The sequence below is a fragment of the Pseudochrobactrum asaccharolyticum genome, assembly GCF_003314995.1.
Lineage (GTDB): Bacteria > Pseudomonadota > Alphaproteobacteria > Rhizobiales > Rhizobiaceae > Pseudochrobactrum > Pseudochrobactrum asaccharolyticum.
This window is the reverse complement of record NZ_QNRH01000006.1, coordinates 70611-87564: the sequence shown is the minus strand read 5'-3', so window position 1 is coordinate 87564 and position 16954 is coordinate 70611. Positions and strand designations below refer to the sequence as shown.

Sequence of the window (16954 nt, the reverse complement as noted above, 5' to 3'; positions counted from 1 at the left end):
ACAATATACAGAAGGCCAGTTTGCAGAGAGCGCAGGAAACCCCGATAAAATTAACTTTTAACTCAACTGTCACCGGTCATATTGGTTTTACTTCTAAAATACCAATTTCAACGATCAAGCCCTGTTAAGAGAGATGAAGGTTTTCTTAATAATCCGGGCTGCATTGCAGCACCAATCACAGAAGAGATTAAGATTCCGGCCAAACCCTGAACGAATCGGCGACGAATCGCTGATAGAGCTAAGTTCCTGCCTTGTTCTCACAAAATATAGATATAAAAATCGTGCAATCACTACATACAGTATAAGATCACTGTAATATAGTCTAAGCAGACAGCAAAAGGCCGCGAAAAGGTTAATTTTTTCGCGGCCTTGTTATGTATATTCGCTTTCTGGCGTTAACTTATGCAGCAGAACTTATCTCAATCGCGTTCAACGCAGAGCGCTACGCCCATACCACCACCAATACACAAGGTCGCCAGACCTTTTTTCGCATCGCGGCGCTGCATTTCATAAAGCAGCGTGGTCAGAACACGGGCACCGGAGGCACCGATCGGGTGACCAATTGCAATGGCACCACCATTCACATTGACGATAGCCGGATCAAGCCCCAGCTCACGGGTGACACAGCAGGCCTGCGCAGCAAAAGCCTCATTGGCTTCAACCAGTTCCAGATCCCTCACTGTCCAGCCAGCTTTCTCCAGCGCCTTGCGTGAGGCAGGAATCGGCCCTGTGCCCATCACAGCCGGATCAACACCTGCCGTTGCCCAGGAAACGATACGCGCCAATGGCTTGATACCACGACGTTCCGCCTCCGCTTCACTCATCAGAACAGTTGCAGCGGCACCATCATTAATGCCGGAGGCATTACCGGCAGTCACTGTGCCTTCTTTGGCAAAAGCCGGACGCAGTTTCTGCAAAGCCTCAATCGTGGTGCCGTGGCGGATATATTCATCCTCACTCACAACCACCTCACCCTTACGGGTTTTAATGACCACAGGCACGATCTCGTCTTTAAAACGACCAGCAACCTGTGCGGCCTCTGCCTTGTTCTGCGAAGCAAGGGCAAAATTATCCTGATCCTCGCGGCTCAGCTGCCAGCGATCCGCAATATTCTCCGCTGTCACGCCCATAGGATAGCCGTGGAAGGCATCGGTCAGACCGTCCTTCATCATGGTATCGATCATGGTCATGTCGCCCATTTTGGTGCCTGAGCGCAAATGCGCGCAATGCGGCGCCATCGACATTGATTCCTGACCACCGGCAACAATTACCGAGGCATCGCCATTGGCAATCTGCTGCAGCCCGAGCGCTACCGAGCGCAAGCCAGAACCGCAGAGCTGGTTGACGGCAAAGCCGGTTGTTTCAATCGGGCAACCCGCAGCGATTGCAGCCTGACGCACCGGATTCTGCCCTTGTCCTGCTGTCAGCACCTGACCAAAGATCACTTCATCAACATCAGCAGCGGCAACACCGGCGCGCTCCAGCGCAGCCTTGATTGCAGTTGCACCCAACTCATGGGCAGGCACATTGGCAAAAGCGCCATTGAATGAGCCAACCGGCGTGCGTGCAGCGCTGGCAATAACGACTGATGTTTCTTTGCTCATGACAGGACCCTTCCTCACTTCCCAGTTTGTCTGGTCACCGTATAAGGACCCGACTTTTCCTCACTATAGCGCCACTTACAAATGATGCTGGCACTAATTGCGATCAAGGTTCTGAATTTTTCGCATAACCCGCATCACTATCAGGGCGGTACAGCGCTAAAATTTAGCCGTATGGGAAGAAAATCGCCTGTTTCAGAGATTAATCACTCAGCAGGTCATACATTGCCGGAATAACCTGCCATGCAGTACAAGCTGCAAACAAAAAAGACCGGCTAAAAAGCCGGCCTTTTTAATAGCTCCAAGAAAAAGCGAAATTACGCTTCCTTTGGCTCCAGAACCTGACGGCCGCGATACATACCGCTCTTCAGATCGATATGGTGCGGGCGACGCAGTTCGCCGGAGTTCTTGTCTTCAACATATGTCGGAGCCTTCAGCGCATCAGCCGAACGACGCATGCCGCGCTTCGAAGGGGAAGTTTTTCGTTTAGGTACAGCCATTGATTCTGCTCCAGTGATTAGTCAATCGAATGTCCGGTGCCTCAAAGCGAGGCTGTCACATCGGACATTGTTCCGGAAAGTTTTGCTGCCTATACACGCTCAAACGTCTTTTGACCAGCAGGACTCACATTTTTTTTATGCAAATCCTGATTTACCGGCTTAAAACCTGCTTAGAAATGTATTTCAGTCGCCGCTCTATAGCACCATTTATGCGCTAAGGACAAAAGATTTCGCAGTTTTGTGGCAGTTTTTCTGAATTTTACTGCACGCAGCCGACATAAGCACCGCTTTGACGGGCTCTGTTCTCAACAATGCGGGAAATTCGCACCATTCCGCGGCTGGGTTTGGACGCATCACGGAGAATCGGATTCGGCAGCGTAACGGCCAGATAAGCCGCCTGCCGTGCAGTCAGCTTGGATGCAGGGCGTTTGAAATAATGCTGGGCAGCGGCCTCAACGCCATAAATCCCGTCTCCCCATTCGACGATATTGAGATAAATCTCCATCATCCGGCGTTTGGAAAGAATCAATGAAGCGCCTTGAGCCAGCGGAAATTCCAGCGCTTTGCGCACATAGGAGCGCCCGTTCCAGAGGAAGAGATTCTTCACCGTCTGCATCGGAATGGTCGAAGCGCCGCGGCTTGGCTCGCCATCGCTGCTGAGCACCAGCTTCAACTGATTCCAGTCAATACCATTATGACTGCAAAACTGCCCGTCCTCGGACATCATGACCGAATTGACCAGCACCGGAGCAATATCCTCCAGCGGCACCCATTGGCGCTCATAGCCTTTCAGCGTCACCAGATCTTTGATCATCAAGGTCGATACCGGATGCACAAAAGGCAGCTTATAGAGCAGCAACAGTGCGAAAGGCGCGAGCACCAGCAAAGCGAGGCCGCGCTTCAGCCATCGCCACCACGGACGCGCGCGAACAGGATCAGCCAGATAGCTGGTGCCGTCCTCCTTATGAATGACAAGTTTTGTCATTGTGCGCGTCATCACTCCGTTATTTTCTGTCCCGTTACTGCACAATTTCGGCAAATTGAAAAGCGAGCTCTGCAAGACATATCAGTTTTCAGAAACTTTTTATTAATAAAAAGCATTTCGCACTTGTTCTGCACCGCTTCTGATACAGAAATTTCATATTGCACCAACCCGACAGGAGTTGATTATTGCAGACGAATGGTTCATGCCCTAGACCCATGAAAAACGATCATGACATTTCCGGTTTCGGTCAGCGGCTGGCAATCCATGCCGCATCTGTTGAACAATTACTGATCACGCTGCTGGATGAGCGCTCGCGTGCCGGTGAGGTTATCCGCCCGCCCCGCCTGATGGCTGCTATCCGTCATGGTGCTCTCAATGGTGGCAAGCGTTTGCGTCCTTTTCTGGTCACGGAAGCTGCGCGTCTTTATGATGCTGACCCGCAAGCTGCCATGCGCGTTGCCGCAGCGCTGGAATGTATCCATTGCTATTCGCTGGTTCATGATGATCTGCCGGCCATGGACGATGATGATATGCGTCGCGGCCAGCCGACAGTACATAAGGCCTATGATGAAGCCGCAGCGATTCTCGCCGGTGACGGCCTTCTGACCTATGCTTTCGATATTATTGCTGATGATGCTACCGAACTACCGGTAAAAACCCGTCTTGATCTGGTACTGGCTTTGTCACGCGCCTCCGGCGTCGGCGGCATGGTTGGCGGTCAGGCGCTTGATCTGATGGCCGAAACAGCCAGTCCTGATGAAGCTGAAATCATCACTTTGCAAGCGATGAAAACCGGCGCACTGATCCGCTTCGCCTGTGAAGCCGGTGCAATTATCGGCAATGCCAGCACAGAAGAGCGCGAGCGCCTTGCTGAATTCGGTTCGGCCATTGGTCTGGCTTTCCAGCTTGCGGATGATCTGCTGGATGTCACTGCCGATGCAGCCACTATGGGTAAAGCCACAGGCAAAGATGCTGCCGCAGGCAAAGCTACGCTTGTTTCACTCCACGGCATTGACTGGACGAAGAAGCAACTGGCGGGGCTCGTTGCACAGGCAGAAGACCTACTCGCACCTTTTGGTGAAAAGGGGCAGGTTCTCAGAGAAGCCGCGCATTTCATCGCATGGCGAGAGAACTGAATTCAATAAAAACACATTAAAAAGCTCTCATAAAATATGAGAGCTTTTTTATTATTCTTATTCTGCGGCTTCCGGCTTTTTCGCGCCAAGCCCGTAGCGGTTTTCAATATAATCAGCCACCATTTTCTGGAAATCTTCGGCAATGGCAGGGCCGCGCAGTGTGGCGACTTTCTTGCCATCGACAAAAACCGGTGCGGATGGTGTTTCACCGGTGCCCGGTAAAGAAATACCGATATCTGCGTGTTTCGATTCGCCCGGACCATTGACGATACAGCCCATCACCGCAACAGACAGACCTTCAACACCCGGATACTTTTCACGCCAGATCGGCATATTGGTGCGGATATCGTTCTGAATGGTCTGCGCCAGTTCCTGAAACACTGTTGAAGTGGTGCGGCCACAACCCGGGCATGCCGCAACAATCGGGATAAACTGACGGAATCCCATCACCTGCAGCAGTTCCTGCGAGACCTGCACCTCGCGGGTACGGTCACCATTCGGCTCCGGTGTCAGAGAAATACGGATTGTATCGCCGATACCCTGCTGCAACAGAATGCCCATGGCAGCGGAAGAAGCCACAATACCCTTGGTGCCCATACCGGCTTCGGTAAGACCCAGATGCAGCGCATGGTCACAACGCTTGGCAAGCTCTGCATAGACAGCAATCAGATCCTGCACCTGACTGACTTTGGCGGAAAGAATAATTTTGTCACGCGGTAGACCGATCTCTTCAGCCAGATCAGCAGAGATCAGTGCCGACTGGATAATCGCCTCGCGCATCACTTCCTGCGCGGTCAGCGGTGCACCTTCGGCCTGATTGCGATCCATCAAAGTGGTCAGCAATTCCTGATCCAGCGAACCCCAGTTCACACCGATACGTACCGGCTTGTTATAGCGGATTGCCATTTCAATGATTTCGGCAAACTGCTTGTCTTTTTTATCTTTGAAGCCGACATTGCCCGGATTGATACGATACTTTGCCAGCGCTTCCGCACAAGCCGGATGGTCTGACAGCAGCTTATGGCCGATATAATGGAAGTCACCGATCAGCGGTACATTGAGGCCAAGGCGCTCAAGGCGTTCACGGATTTTCGGAACAGCTGCAGCGGATTCATCACGATCGACCGTAATACGCACCAGTTCGGAACCGGCATGATGCAAAGCTGCGACCTGCGCAACAGTGCCGTCAATATCTGCCGTGTCCGTATTGGTCATGGATTGTACCACCACCGGCGCATCGCCACCAACAATCACGCCGCCGACATTGACCCCGACAGATGTGCGGCGGGCAAAGGGATGAGCGTAATAGTGGAGATTATCAGAAGCCATAGTCGTACATTCTTTATAGTGAAACAGATCGGTTCAGCACAATTTCGTAACCGTGACGGAACAGCTTGTGAACCGCAATTGTGACAGTCTTACAGCAGCTCTTTCAAAAACTCTATTCTCTTTTATGATCTGCGGCACTTGCAAGCGATGAAAGCATGAATACCACGATCAGCATCAAGGCCAGTACCATATAAACCGGTCCGAAACCGACATGCCCGCCGATAAAGCCGATCAGTGACGGTGCCACCAGAATACCTGAATAGCCCATCAATGTGACAAGACTGAGCGCTGTACCGGCATGAATACCGCTCTGATTACCTGCTGCAGAAAAAATAATCGGAACAATATTCGCCACACCAAGTCCGGCAATCGCAAAAGCCAGAATTGCTATCCACGCATGTGGTGCAAATCCGCTGACAAACAAGCCCAGTGCGGCAATAATGATCGACACGCGGAAGGTACGCACGGCGCCAAACCGGTTGCGCACACCATCACCAAGGAAACGAACCAGCGCCATCGTCGCGGAAAAAGCTGCATAGCCATAACCGGCCGTGGTCAGATCAGCCTCGAAAGCCTGCTGAATATAGACCGCCGCCCAATCCAGCACCGCCCCTTCAGGCACCATGGCAAACAGCGCCATCATACCAATCAGATAGATCACCGGCTGATCCGGCAGGCGGAAGCGGATTTTCTCGCTGCTCTGCGGTTGACGGTCAATCACCATCCTGGGCAGGGCAATCAGCATGATGATGCCCGCAATGACACTCACCAGAACCGCATGGCTGATCGCACCCTGATAGCGCAGAAACAGCCCGCCCAGCGCACTGCCGGCAAAACCGCCAAGGCTCCAGAAACCATGGGAGGAAGACATCAGCGCGCGGCCGAGCGTTTTTTCAACCGCAACGGCATTGGCATTCATCGCCACATCCATGCCACCGAAAAATGCTCCCAGCAAAAACAGCGCCGGTACTGCGAGATAAAGATTGCTGGTGAGTGAAACTAAAATCAGCCAGAACGCCACGCCGACAGCAAAAGCTTTGGTCACCCGATCCGAGCCATAGCGTGCCAATAAAGGCCCGCATAGTCCCATCGCCGCTAAAGCACCAAGGCCGAAAACCAAAATGAGCAAGCCGAAGACACCTTCGGACACGCCGAGACGGCTCATCATCAGCGGAATATGCAACGCCCAGCTGCCGGTTACAAAACCATTGGCAAAAAAGGCACCAGCCACTGCCCAGCGGTAATATTTCAGACCGGCATCGCTACCGGATACCTGTCCTGTACTGATCCCTGCATCTCCGCTCACAAAACCGCTCCATCAGGTTCAGACATGAGTTCAGGCAAATATGCCCTGCTTTTCTGAGCATTTCACACGCATCAGAAATCAACGCAAGTGTACAGCTGTCGCGTCACAGGATTTTTACAACAAAGCAGGCGGCACAATGGCCGCCTGTTTCAAGGATTGAAAGCTCAAACCTGCTATTTCATACCCAGCATATGCGGCAGCCAAAGCGTGATCTGCGGCACATAAGTAATCAGCCCCAGGAATACCAGCGTCGTAATAATCCATGGCAAGGTTGAGATCGTGACTGCCGTCAACCCCATTTTCGAGATGGATGAGGCCACATAGAGATTGAGCCCCACCGGCGGTGTACACAGCCCGATCTCCATATTAACGATCATCATCACACCGAAATGCACCGGATCAACACCGAGTTTCACCGCAATCGGATAGAGGATCGGCGCCATAATCAGAACCACAGCCGATGGTTCCATCACCATACCGATCAGCAGCAGAATGATATTCACCATCAGCAAGAAGCCGATAACACCGAAGCCCTGCTCAACAATCCATGCACTCATCTGCTGCGGAATTTGTTCCGAAGTCAGAATGAAGGCGAACATCACCGCATTGGTGATAATATAGAGCAGCATGGCGCTCATCGCCGCCGATGACAGCAGCACCCGCGGCACTTCATGCAGCTTGATATCTTTATAAACAAAGACCGCAATCACGAAAGCATAGACCGCAGAAACGGCTGCCGCTTCGGTCGGCGTGAAGATACCGCCGTAAATCCCGCCCATAATGATGACTATCAGCATCAAACCCCAGACGGATTCACGGAATGCCTGCCAACGCTCTCCCCATGCAGCACGCTGCATCCGCGGATAACCGTTTTTCCATGCGCGCCAGATGGTTGTACCGCCCAGCATCGTTGCCAGCATCAGGCCCGGCACCACACCGGCCATAAACAGCGTACCGATCGAGGCCGACATCACCGGCGCACCGTCCGGTCCTGTCACCACCATGCCGGATGTTGCCACCGCATACATCACCATCACAATCGACGGCGGAATGAGAATACCAAGCCCGCCGGAAGTTGCGATAACACCGGTACCGAATTGCGGCGGATAGCCCTGCTTGACCATGGCCGGTATCAGGATTGAGCCCACGGCCATAACCGTTGCCGGTGAGGAACCGGAAATCGCCGCAAACAGCGAACAGGCAGCCACAGCGGCCAGCCCCATACCACCATACCAGTGGCCAACCATAGAGGTCGCAAACCGGATCATCCGTTTGGCCACCCCGCCATGGGTGAGGAAGTTACCGGCAAGAATGAAAAACGGGATCGCCATGATCTCGAATTTTTCAATACCGGTGAACAGCTTCAGCGCGATTGAATCCATCGGGATGGAGGTGAAGGAAAACAGAAAGGTAAAAACTGTCAGACCCAGCGCGATAGAAACCGGCATACCGGTGACCAGCAGCAGCGCAAGAATTAAAAAGATGATCAGAGCGGTCATCGGAATTCCTCCGCTTCTTCCATACCATCCACATGACCGTGATCATGGTGAACGATTGTACCGGTTGTCAGATAGAGCCACATTGCCTGTACAAAGCGGAAGCACATCAGCGCCGAACCAAGCGGAACCGCCAGATAGACAATCCACATCGGCATTTCGAGATCAGCGGAAATCTGGCCGGTTTTGGAAATATGCCAGACGAAATCCGCGCCGATCCACGCAACAATTGCCGTGAATAAAATACAGGCCAGAAAGGCGATGATAATCATCAGGCGCTGATTTCTCGGTGACATGCGTTCAACCAGTACATCCACGCCGACATGGATGCCGATGCGCACGCCGTAAGCAGCACCGAATTTCGCCATCCAGACAAACAGATAGATACAGGCTTCCTGCGCCCAGGTCAGATTGATGGATGCCAGCCAGCGATAAAAACTGCGGGCATAGGCCTGCAGTTCAGGATAATTATTAGCGCGCGCCCATGACAAGAAATCTGCGGCAACGCCAATAGAATAACGGTGAGCAACCGCCACAAAGATCAGCACAACGGCTGATGCAATCAAAAAAGACAGCAATATTTCTTCGAAGCGGTCGAGGATACGCAACACCATGGGATGCTCCTCAGATGAGACAGCACCGTTTCATGGTGCTTTTGTTAGTCAAAATTTGCGCACAAAACATCCCTCGCAAAGACAGGCAATGCGCGCAACAGTGAAGAAAAAGATAAAGCGGAATATGTGCCTGCCCTGAGCACCAACATCAGGGCAGGCAAGCCCGCTGCAACAAAGGGGGACTTTGCAGCGGAATCCTGAAAGGATTAGTCTTTCATTCCGACGGCTTCATAAACCTGTTTGATCAGGTCTGCGCCCACACGGTCAGCCATTTCCGTATGAACAGGCTTGAGTGCCTCAACCCATTCTGCACGTTCTTCCGGTGTCAGATCGTAGAATGTCGTTGTCCCTGCCGCTTTCATCGCAGCCAGTGAATCGTCATTCTCTTTCTGGGCAATTTCGTTGGCATAGGCGGTTGATTCCGCCATCGCTTTATCAAGCTGACCACGCACATCTTCCGGCAGACCTTCCCAGAAGGCTTTATTGACGATCACCGCATAGCCCAGATAGCCATGGTTCGAGACCGTGGCATGTTTCTGCACTTCATGCATTTTCTGGGTATACATATTGGATGGCGGGTTTTCTGTGCCATCAACAACACCGGTCTGCAAAGCCTGATACACTTCAGAGAAGGCCAGAACCTGTGGCACTGCCCCCAGCGCTTTCATCTGCGCTTCCAGAATTTTGGAAGACTGAATACGCATTTTAAGACCAAGAAAATCATCCGGTACATGCATAGGGCTGTTTGCCGACATCACTTTGAAGCCGTTATCCCAATAGGCAAGACCGATAATTCCTTTGGCATCCAGTTTGTCGAGGAGCGCACGACCAACCGGACCATCAGTGATTTTGCGCAGATCATCATAGTCTTTCATGATGAAAGGCAGATCGAACACTTCAAATTCACGCACACCGAGCGGGCCGAATTTTGCCAGTGACGGTGCCAGCATCTGCACGGCACCAAGCTGCAAGGCTTCCAGCTCTTCTTTATCTTTGTAAAGCTGGGAGTTCGGATAGACCTCAACCTTCACTTTACCTTCAGTATAGGCTTCAGCCAGTTCCTTGAACTTCTCTGCGCCTTTGCCCTTTGGTGTATCCGGTGCCACAACATGACTGAATTTAATGGTTATAGCCTGCGCAAGCGCGGTTGAGCTCACACCAAATGCGAGCATTGCAGCAAGACCGGCAGTTGTCAGAAATTTCATTGAGCGGCCCTCCCAAGCCTGCATAAACTCCCCCACGGAGTAAAAATCCAGATAAAATCCTTAAAAGGAGTGGAGCCGTAATTCTATTGTGGAAACCCACAGTATTTCTATTGTGGTTTACCACAGGCATAAATGCATAAAACTGGTTATGCTTATAAATATCATTAATACCAAGGTGCTAACGCATCACGCCTTGAAAAAGTTCAATCGCCACTCGGGCTTAACCAAAACCCCATGAGTCACACTCATACGGTTTTGGTATAAGGATACTCAAACGATCACATGAGATTTCAGCGCGCAGTAAAAAATCCGCAAGACAGCCGCAAAAGCCGGTCAGGCTTTCGTATAGCTGTGCGTGATTATACGTTGATTATTCCCCTGCTCGCGATACTGCTGATTGTGACCCTGATCGTTGCGCTGATCTGGATGACCTCGCGTGACAACCAGTCTGAAACTGAGAAAAAACTGACAACCGACGCTTTATGGGTTGAGCAATATCTGCGCTTTCAGTTGCAGACATTTGAAACCGAATTGCGTGATCTCGGCGTCGATATTGAACGCGATGCACAGCAAACAGATAATCTGCGCACCAAAGCCCAGCATCTGATTGCGATCCACCCCGAGCTGATTGATATCAGCTGGTTTGCGCCGGATGGCAATCTGCTGGAAAGCGCACCGCCCGGACTTAATGTTATTGCCGATTATAAACCGTCACTGGCGGAGCACAGCCGGTTATTCGGTAAGCCGGTTTACTCACCGCCGCGCCATACCAGCGAAGGCTGGGTCGTTGATATGGTGGCACCAGTCTATAATAATAACCGCTCTGCCGGTACGCTCTGGGTGATTATCTCGCTGGACAGGTTGCTGTCGCGCAATGTGCCGTGGTGGGTCGCCGGAAAATATCAGGTATCGCTTACGGATTCCGGCGGCGATCCGCTGATTTCCAAATCGAGTATCATGCCGACCAATGATCAGGCTCGGCATACGATCTCCTTCGACCCGCCGCTTAACGGGACGTATATTACCGTTACCCCTTATCAGAGCCGACCGGCCATCGGCCCGATCGTGATCTCTGCGGCGATTATCGGCCTGACCATTCTGGTGATTATCAATCTCTGGATGGCCTATCGCCAGAACCGGCGCAGAGCCGCAGCAGAACATGCGCTGCGCACCGAATATGCATTCCGGCAGGCGATGGAAAACTCCCTGACCATCGGCATGCGTGCCCGTGACCGTAACGGCCGGATCATCTATGTGAATCCTGAATTCTGCCGCATGGTCGGTTATGACGAAAAACAGCTGATCGGCATGATGCCCCCGCATCCCTACTGGGCGCCGGAAATTATCTCGGAAGGCATTCAGCGCCAGAATGATATGCGCAGCACCGGTATTGCCCCTCATGAATTTGAAACACGGTTTATACGCCCTGACGGCAAACTGATTGATATTCAGGTCTATGAAGCACCGCTGATTGATGCAGATGGTATTCATATCGGCTGGATGGGGTCGCTCGTTGATGTGACCGAGCGCAAAAGATTGGATGAAGCCCGCCAAACCGAGGCGGAGAAACTCCAGCACAATGCCCGCCTGATTACCATGGGCGAAATGGCCTCGACGCTGGCGCATGAACTGAACCAGCCGCTGGCCGCAATTACCAGCTATGCCACCGGTAGCCTCAACCTGCTGAAATCCGGCACTGTGCAGCCGGAAGATCTGACCAACGCCCTGCAGAAACTCTCCGATCAGGCACAGCGTGCCGGTACGATTGTGCATCGTGTCCATGATTTTGTGCGCAAACGCTCAGTCACACCGGAACACCGTGATCTGCGCAAAATCCTGCAGGATGCCACCAGCTTTATCAGTACGGATATGACCAGAGGCGGCGGGCGCATTGATATGAAACTGCCGGATGCACCGGTGCCGGTACGTGCCGATGCCGTGCTGATCCAGCAGGTTTTGCTCAATCTGATGCGCAATGCCCGTGAGGCCGCGGCAGGACTGCCCCGTAACCGGCAGGTCTTGCATATTGTGCTTGAAGCCAGCCACAATGAGGCCGTTGTCACTATCACTGATCACGGGCATGGTATTCCTGAAGGCATGGAGAATGAGATTTTCACGCCTTTCATTTCCTCAAAATCCGAAGGGATGGGCATGGGATTGCCGATCTGCCGCTCTATTCTCGAATCCCATAAAGGCCGTCTCTGGTTACTGGCAACACCGGACAAACAAGGCGCAAGTTTTTGCCTTTCCCTGCCGCTGATATCTCAGGAAACACGATCATGACCGTTCATATTGTTGATGATGATGAGGCAATCCGCGACAGCCTGTCATGGCTGTTTCGCTCGCGCGGTGTGGGCGTTGTTACATGGCCGTCCGGTGAGGATTTCCTGAAAGACTGGACGCCGGATTTACAAGGCTGCATCCTTCTGGATATGCGGATGGACGGCATGTCCGGCCTTGAGGTTTTTGACCGGCTGATCAGCCTGCAAGCCCGGCAGCCGGTGATTTTTCTTACCGGTCACGGAGATATTCCGCTCGCCGTAGAATGCCTAAAACAGGGGGCTGCGGATTTTCTCGAAAAGCCGTTCAACGACAATAATCTGGTCGATCGTGTCTTGGATGCCCTGCACAAAGCCAAAGAACGTGCAGCCTCCGACCGTCAGCGTGACGAATTACGGCGCAAGCGCGCACAGCTTTCCCCGCGTGAGAATGAAGTGCTGTCGATGATCTTAGAAGGGCTGCTCAACAAACAGATTGCTGACAAGCTGGATATTACAGTGCGCACAATTGAAGTGCATCGCGCCCATATTATGGAAAAAATGGATGCTCGTAATGCCGTTGAACTGGCACGCCTGATCAGCTTCACAGAGCAGAATTAAAGCGGCAGAGTTTAGAGCGCATCCCGAAAAGTGTGAAACGGTTTTCGGACAAGATGCGCGTCAAATCAGAGTGTTAGAGCGCCGATCTGATTCAATCAGATCGAAACGCGCTCTAAATGCTCTGCCGCTCTGAAATCTATGCGTAGATAATCAGCAGGTCTTTCGCATCAATCTGATCACCGGCACGCACCAGCACCTCTGCCAGCACGCCATCGCGCTCGGCATGGATTGCTGTCTCCATCTTCATAGCTTCAATGGAAAGCAATACATCGCCAGCCTTCACGCTCTGCCCGCTGACAACCGCAACAGTTGAAACAATGCCAGGCATCGGCGCACCGATATGTGCTTCATTGTTCAGCTCCACTTTACGCTTTGCCCCTTTACCGGCACCGCGTGTGCGATCCGGCACTTTGATACGGCGCGGCTGACCATTCAGCTCAAAGAACACCGTGACCATGCCCTGATCATCAACATCGCCCAAAGCCTGATTGCGGATAACCAACGTCTTGCCGCGCTCAATCTCAACAAAGACCTCCTGCTCCTGTGCCAATCCGTAGAAATAAACCGGCGTCGGCAGCACGCTTGTCGGCCCATAAAGGGTTTGCGCACCGGCAAAATCAGTGAAGACTTTCGGATACATCAGATAGGATGCGAACTCCTGATCACTGACTTTACGCTCCAGCTTAGCTTCAAGCTCTTTGCGCTCTACTGTAAGATCAGCCGGTTGCAACAACGCACCCGGACGGGTTGTGAACGGCTTTTCGCCTTTCAGCACTTTGGCCTGCAAATCTTTCGGCCAGCCTGCCGGTGGCTGGCCAAGATCGCCGCGCATCATCGAGACAACGGAATCGGGAAAGGCAATATCCTTCGCCGGATTGGTCACATCGCCTGTCGTCAAATCCTGACTGACCATCATCAGCGCCATATCACCCACTACTTTGGAAGACGGCGTGACTTTGACAATATCGCCGAACATCAGGTTCACATCGGCATAGGCCTGTGCCACCTCATGCCAGCGGCTTTCCAGCCCCAGTGAACGTGCCTGTTCTTTCAGATTGGTGAACTGACCGCCCGGCATTTCATGCAGATAAACCTCCGAGGCAGGGCCTTTCAGGTCGCTTTCAAAGGCTGCATATTGATTGCGTGCCGCTTCCCAATAGAAGGAAATCCGGCGGATCGAAGCCGGATCAAGTTGCGGATCGCGTTCACTGCCCGCCAGCGCTTCGACAATCGAGCCGAGACATGGCTGTGAGGTATTACCGGACAAAGCATCCATTGCCGCATCCACCGCATCGACGCCGCTCTCCACAGCCGCCAGCACCGTTGCCGCCGCAATACCGGATGTATCATGGGTATGGAAATGGATCGGCAGATCGGTTTCCTGCCGCAAAGCTGTAAATAATGTGCGGGCAGCCTGCGGCTTCAAAAGCCCTGCCATATCTTTAATGGCGATAATATGCGCGCCGGCTTTTTCCACCTCACGCGCCAGTTTCAAATAGTAATTGAGGTCATATTGCGAGCGCGCCGCATTCATCAGATCGCCGGTATAGCAAATCGCCGCCTCGCAGAGTTTGCCCTCGCTCAGCACCGCATCCATCGACACGCGCATATTCTCAACCCAGTTGAGACTGTCAAACACGCGGAACAGATCAATGCCGCCGCGTGCAGCTTCACGAACAAATTGCGTCACCACATTATCGGGATAGCTCTTATAACCCACGCCATTGGCACCGCGCAGCAGCATTTGCAACAGCAGGTTCGGCGCGCCATCACGCACCTTGCTCAACCTCTCCCACGGATCTTCGGTGAGAAAGCGCATCGCCACATCAAAGGTCGCACCGCCCCAGCATTCCAGCGAGAACAAGTTCGGCAGCAAACGGGCATAGGTTTCGGCAATTTGCGCAATATCATAGGTACGCATACGTGTGGCGAGCAGTGACTGATGTCCGTCCCGCATAGTTGTATCGGTCACCAGCACCCGCTTTTGCTCACGCATCCATTGCGTAAATTTCTGTGGCCCGAGCTCTGCCAGTTTCTGACGTGTGCCGCTCTGAATTTCACCGTCTGGTACATAAGGCACTTTCGGAGCTGCCGCATTGGCTGCGGGCATTGCACGTCCTTTGGTTTCTGGATGACCATTAACAGTCACATCAGCAATATAGGTCAGGAGCTTGGTTGCACGATCCTGCCGTTTCACATGCTCAAACAGTTCCGGCGTTGTGTCAATAAAGCGTGTCGTATAGTCATTGCTGCGGAATTTCGGATGCGTAATAATCGCTTCCAGAAAGGTCAGATTGGTCGATACACCACGGATACGGAATTCGCGCAGTGCACGATGCATACGCAGGATCACTTCTTCCGGTGTCGATGCCCATGCTGTTACCTTCTCCAGCAACGGGTCATAATAGCGAGTGATGAAGGCACCGGAATAGGCTGTGCCACCGTCCAGACGAATGCCAAAGCCGGTTGCTCCGCGATAAGCGGTAATCCTTCCGTAATCCGGAATGAAGTTCTGCTCCGGATCTTCCGTGGTGATACGGCATTGCAGCGCATGTCCACGCAGCACAATTTTGCTCTGCTCAGGCACACCGGATTCCGGCGTGCCGATTGCAGCGCCTTCCAAAATACGAATTTGCGCTTTGACGATATCAATACCGGTGACTTCTTCTGTCACCGTATGCTCCACTTGAATACGCGGGTTGACCTCGATGAAGTAGAACTTACCCGAGGAAACATCCATCAGGAACTCAACAGTCCCCGCCCCGATATATTGAGTAGCGCGGGCGATCTTCAGCGCATAATCGGCCAGTTCCTGACGCTGTGCATCATTGAGATATGGTGCCGGTGCGCGCTCAACCACTTTCTGATTGCGGCGCTGTACAGAGCAATCCCGCTCAAACAAATGCACGGCATTGCCATGAGTATCACCGAGAATTTGCACTTCCACATGGCGTGCTTTTTCGACGAGTTTTTCGAGATAGACTTCATCCTTGCCAAAGGCGGCCTTCGCTTCACGTTTGGCCTCAGTCACTTCGCGCGCTAAATCTTTGGCCTCGCGAATAGCGCGCATACCGCGACCGCCGCCACCCCATGACGCTTTAAGCATCAAAGGATAGCCAATACTATCGGCGATTTTGCGCACCTCATCCATATCATCCGGCAGCGGATCACTGGCAGGCACCACCGGCACGCCAACCTCAACAGCGAGATTGCGTGCTGCCACTTTATTGCCGAGGCGGCGCATTGTGTCGCCTTTCGGACCAATAAAGATAATACCGTTCTCGGCACAGGCATCGGCAAATTCAGGGCTTTCCGAGAGCAGACCATAACCCGGATGAATGGCATCGGCACCGGACAGCTTGGCGACGCGGATCACTTCCTCAATTGAGAGATAGCTTTCAATCGGCCCCAGATCACGCTGCAGATGGGGACCGCGCCCGACCTGATAACTCTCATCCGCTTTAAAACGATGTAATGCGAGTTTATCTTCCTCTGCCCAGATCGCCACGGTTTTCATGCCAAGCTCATTTGCAGCGCGGAAGACGCGGATAGCAATTTCAGAGCGGTTAGCGACAAGAATTTTATGGATAGGCAAAGCAGATCTCCCTCACTGCAAAACACCAGAGCGCCATGTGCGGGATCGCATTCATAGCCTCGCTCTGAATTCTTTTCATTGCGTATGTTCACAGACGCATAATGCGCCCGTTTAACTGTGACATGCTTAGATGAACCACCACTCATCGTTCCCGTGAAGAGCAGTGGAAGATCGCTGCATACTGAAAGTTTTTTTTGTGAAAGAACAGTGAAAATACGACGGAAAATAACAATGCCCGACACTAGGGCGTCGTGCGCCCTATTGGGCGCACAAGGGTCGCTCTAGCACTTTACATTTACAGCATAATT

12 protein-coding genes are annotated in these 16954 nt (G+C 52.5%); 3 read left to right on the top strand and 9 right to left on the bottom strand.

Annotated elements, in window-relative coordinates:
* Window positions 1-419: 419 nt before the first annotated feature.
* The 3 genes from DFR47_RS15345 to mtgA all read right to left on the bottom strand — a co-directional run bounded on the left by DFR47_RS15345 (window position 420) and on the right by mtgA (window position 3086).
* A complete protein-coding gene (locus DFR47_RS15345) occupies window positions 420-1604 on the bottom strand; it encodes an acetyl-CoA C-acetyltransferase (RefSeq protein ID WP_113945289.1) in 1185 nt (394 codons plus the stop codon).
* A gap of 314 nt (window positions 1605-1918) precedes the next feature.
* Entirely contained in the window at window positions 1919-2101 is a 183-nt protein-coding gene (rpmF, locus tag DFR47_RS15340; RefSeq protein WP_022709922.1) for a 50S ribosomal protein L32, read from the bottom strand.
* Window positions 2102-2360: 259 nt separating this feature from the next.
* Window positions 2361-3086, bottom strand: coding sequence for a monofunctional biosynthetic peptidoglycan transglycosylase (gene mtgA / locus DFR47_RS15335; RefSeq protein WP_113945288.1), 726 nt, complete (start codon window positions 3084-3086; stop codon window positions 2361-2363).
* A gap of 215 nt (window positions 3087-3301) precedes the next feature.
* Between mtgA and DFR47_RS15330 the strand changes: the two genes are divergently transcribed.
* Window positions 3302-4222 carry a polyprenyl synthetase family protein gene (locus DFR47_RS15330; protein ID WP_113945287.1) on the top strand — a complete coding sequence of 307 codons (921 nt, stop codon included), beginning with the start codon at window positions 3302-3304 and terminating at the stop codon, window positions 4220-4222.
* 57 nt (window positions 4223-4279) lie between these two features.
* On the opposite strand, the gene ispG is transcribed toward DFR47_RS15330, so the two are convergent.
* The 5 genes from ispG to DFR47_RS15305 all read right to left on the bottom strand — a co-directional run bounded on the left by ispG (window position 4280) and on the right by DFR47_RS15305 (window position 10172).
* Window positions 4280-5551 carry a flavodoxin-dependent (E)-4-hydroxy-3-methylbut-2-enyl-diphosphate synthase gene (gene ispG / locus DFR47_RS15325; protein ID WP_113945286.1) on the bottom strand — a complete coding sequence of 424 codons (1272 nt, stop codon included), beginning with the start codon at window positions 5549-5551 and terminating at the stop codon, window positions 4280-4282.
* A 112-nt stretch (window positions 5552-5663) separates the two neighbouring features.
* Window positions 5664-6857, bottom strand: coding sequence for an MFS transporter (locus DFR47_RS15320; RefSeq protein WP_245416586.1), 1194 nt, complete (start codon window positions 6855-6857; stop codon window positions 5664-5666).
* Window positions 6858-7030: 173 nt separating this feature from the next.
* Window positions 7031-8356: a TRAP transporter large permease gene (locus DFR47_RS15315; protein WP_113945285.1), complete on the bottom strand. Its 1326-nt coding sequence runs from the start codon at window positions 8354-8356 to the stop codon at window positions 7031-7033.
* The gene (locus DFR47_RS15310) at window positions 8353-8967 is read right to left on the bottom strand and encodes a TRAP transporter small permease (protein ID WP_113945284.1); all 615 of its coding nucleotides are present in this window, start codon (window positions 8965-8967) and stop codon (window positions 8353-8355) included. Before DFR47_RS15310 ends, DFR47_RS15315 begins: the two co-directional genes overlap by 4 nt.
* A gap of 206 nt (window positions 8968-9173) precedes the next feature.
* Complete coding sequence (locus tag DFR47_RS15305; RefSeq protein WP_113945415.1) at window positions 9174-10172, bottom strand: TRAP transporter substrate-binding protein; 999 nt, start codon at window positions 10170-10172, stop codon at window positions 9174-9176.
* A gap of 282 nt (window positions 10173-10454) precedes the next feature.
* Here DFR47_RS15305 and DFR47_RS15300 point away from each other — a divergent pair, with 282 nt between their 5' ends.
* Window positions 10455-12455: a sensor histidine kinase gene (locus DFR47_RS15300; protein WP_113945283.1), complete on the top strand. Its 2001-nt coding sequence runs from the start codon at window positions 10455-10457 to the stop codon at window positions 12453-12455.
* Window positions 12452-13051, top strand: coding sequence for a response regulator transcription factor (locus tag DFR47_RS15295; protein WP_113945282.1), 600 nt, complete (start codon window positions 12452-12454; stop codon window positions 13049-13051). Before DFR47_RS15300 ends, DFR47_RS15295 begins: the two co-directional genes overlap by 4 nt.
* A gap of 136 nt (window positions 13052-13187) precedes the next feature.
* Here DFR47_RS15295 and pyc read toward each other — a convergent pair whose 3' ends face one another.
* On the bottom strand, window positions 13188-16646 hold the full coding sequence (gene pyc / locus DFR47_RS15290; RefSeq protein WP_113945281.1) for a pyruvate carboxylase: 3459 nt from the start codon (window positions 16644-16646) through the stop codon (window positions 13188-13190).
* Between the last annotated feature and the right edge of the window lie 308 nt (window positions 16647-16954).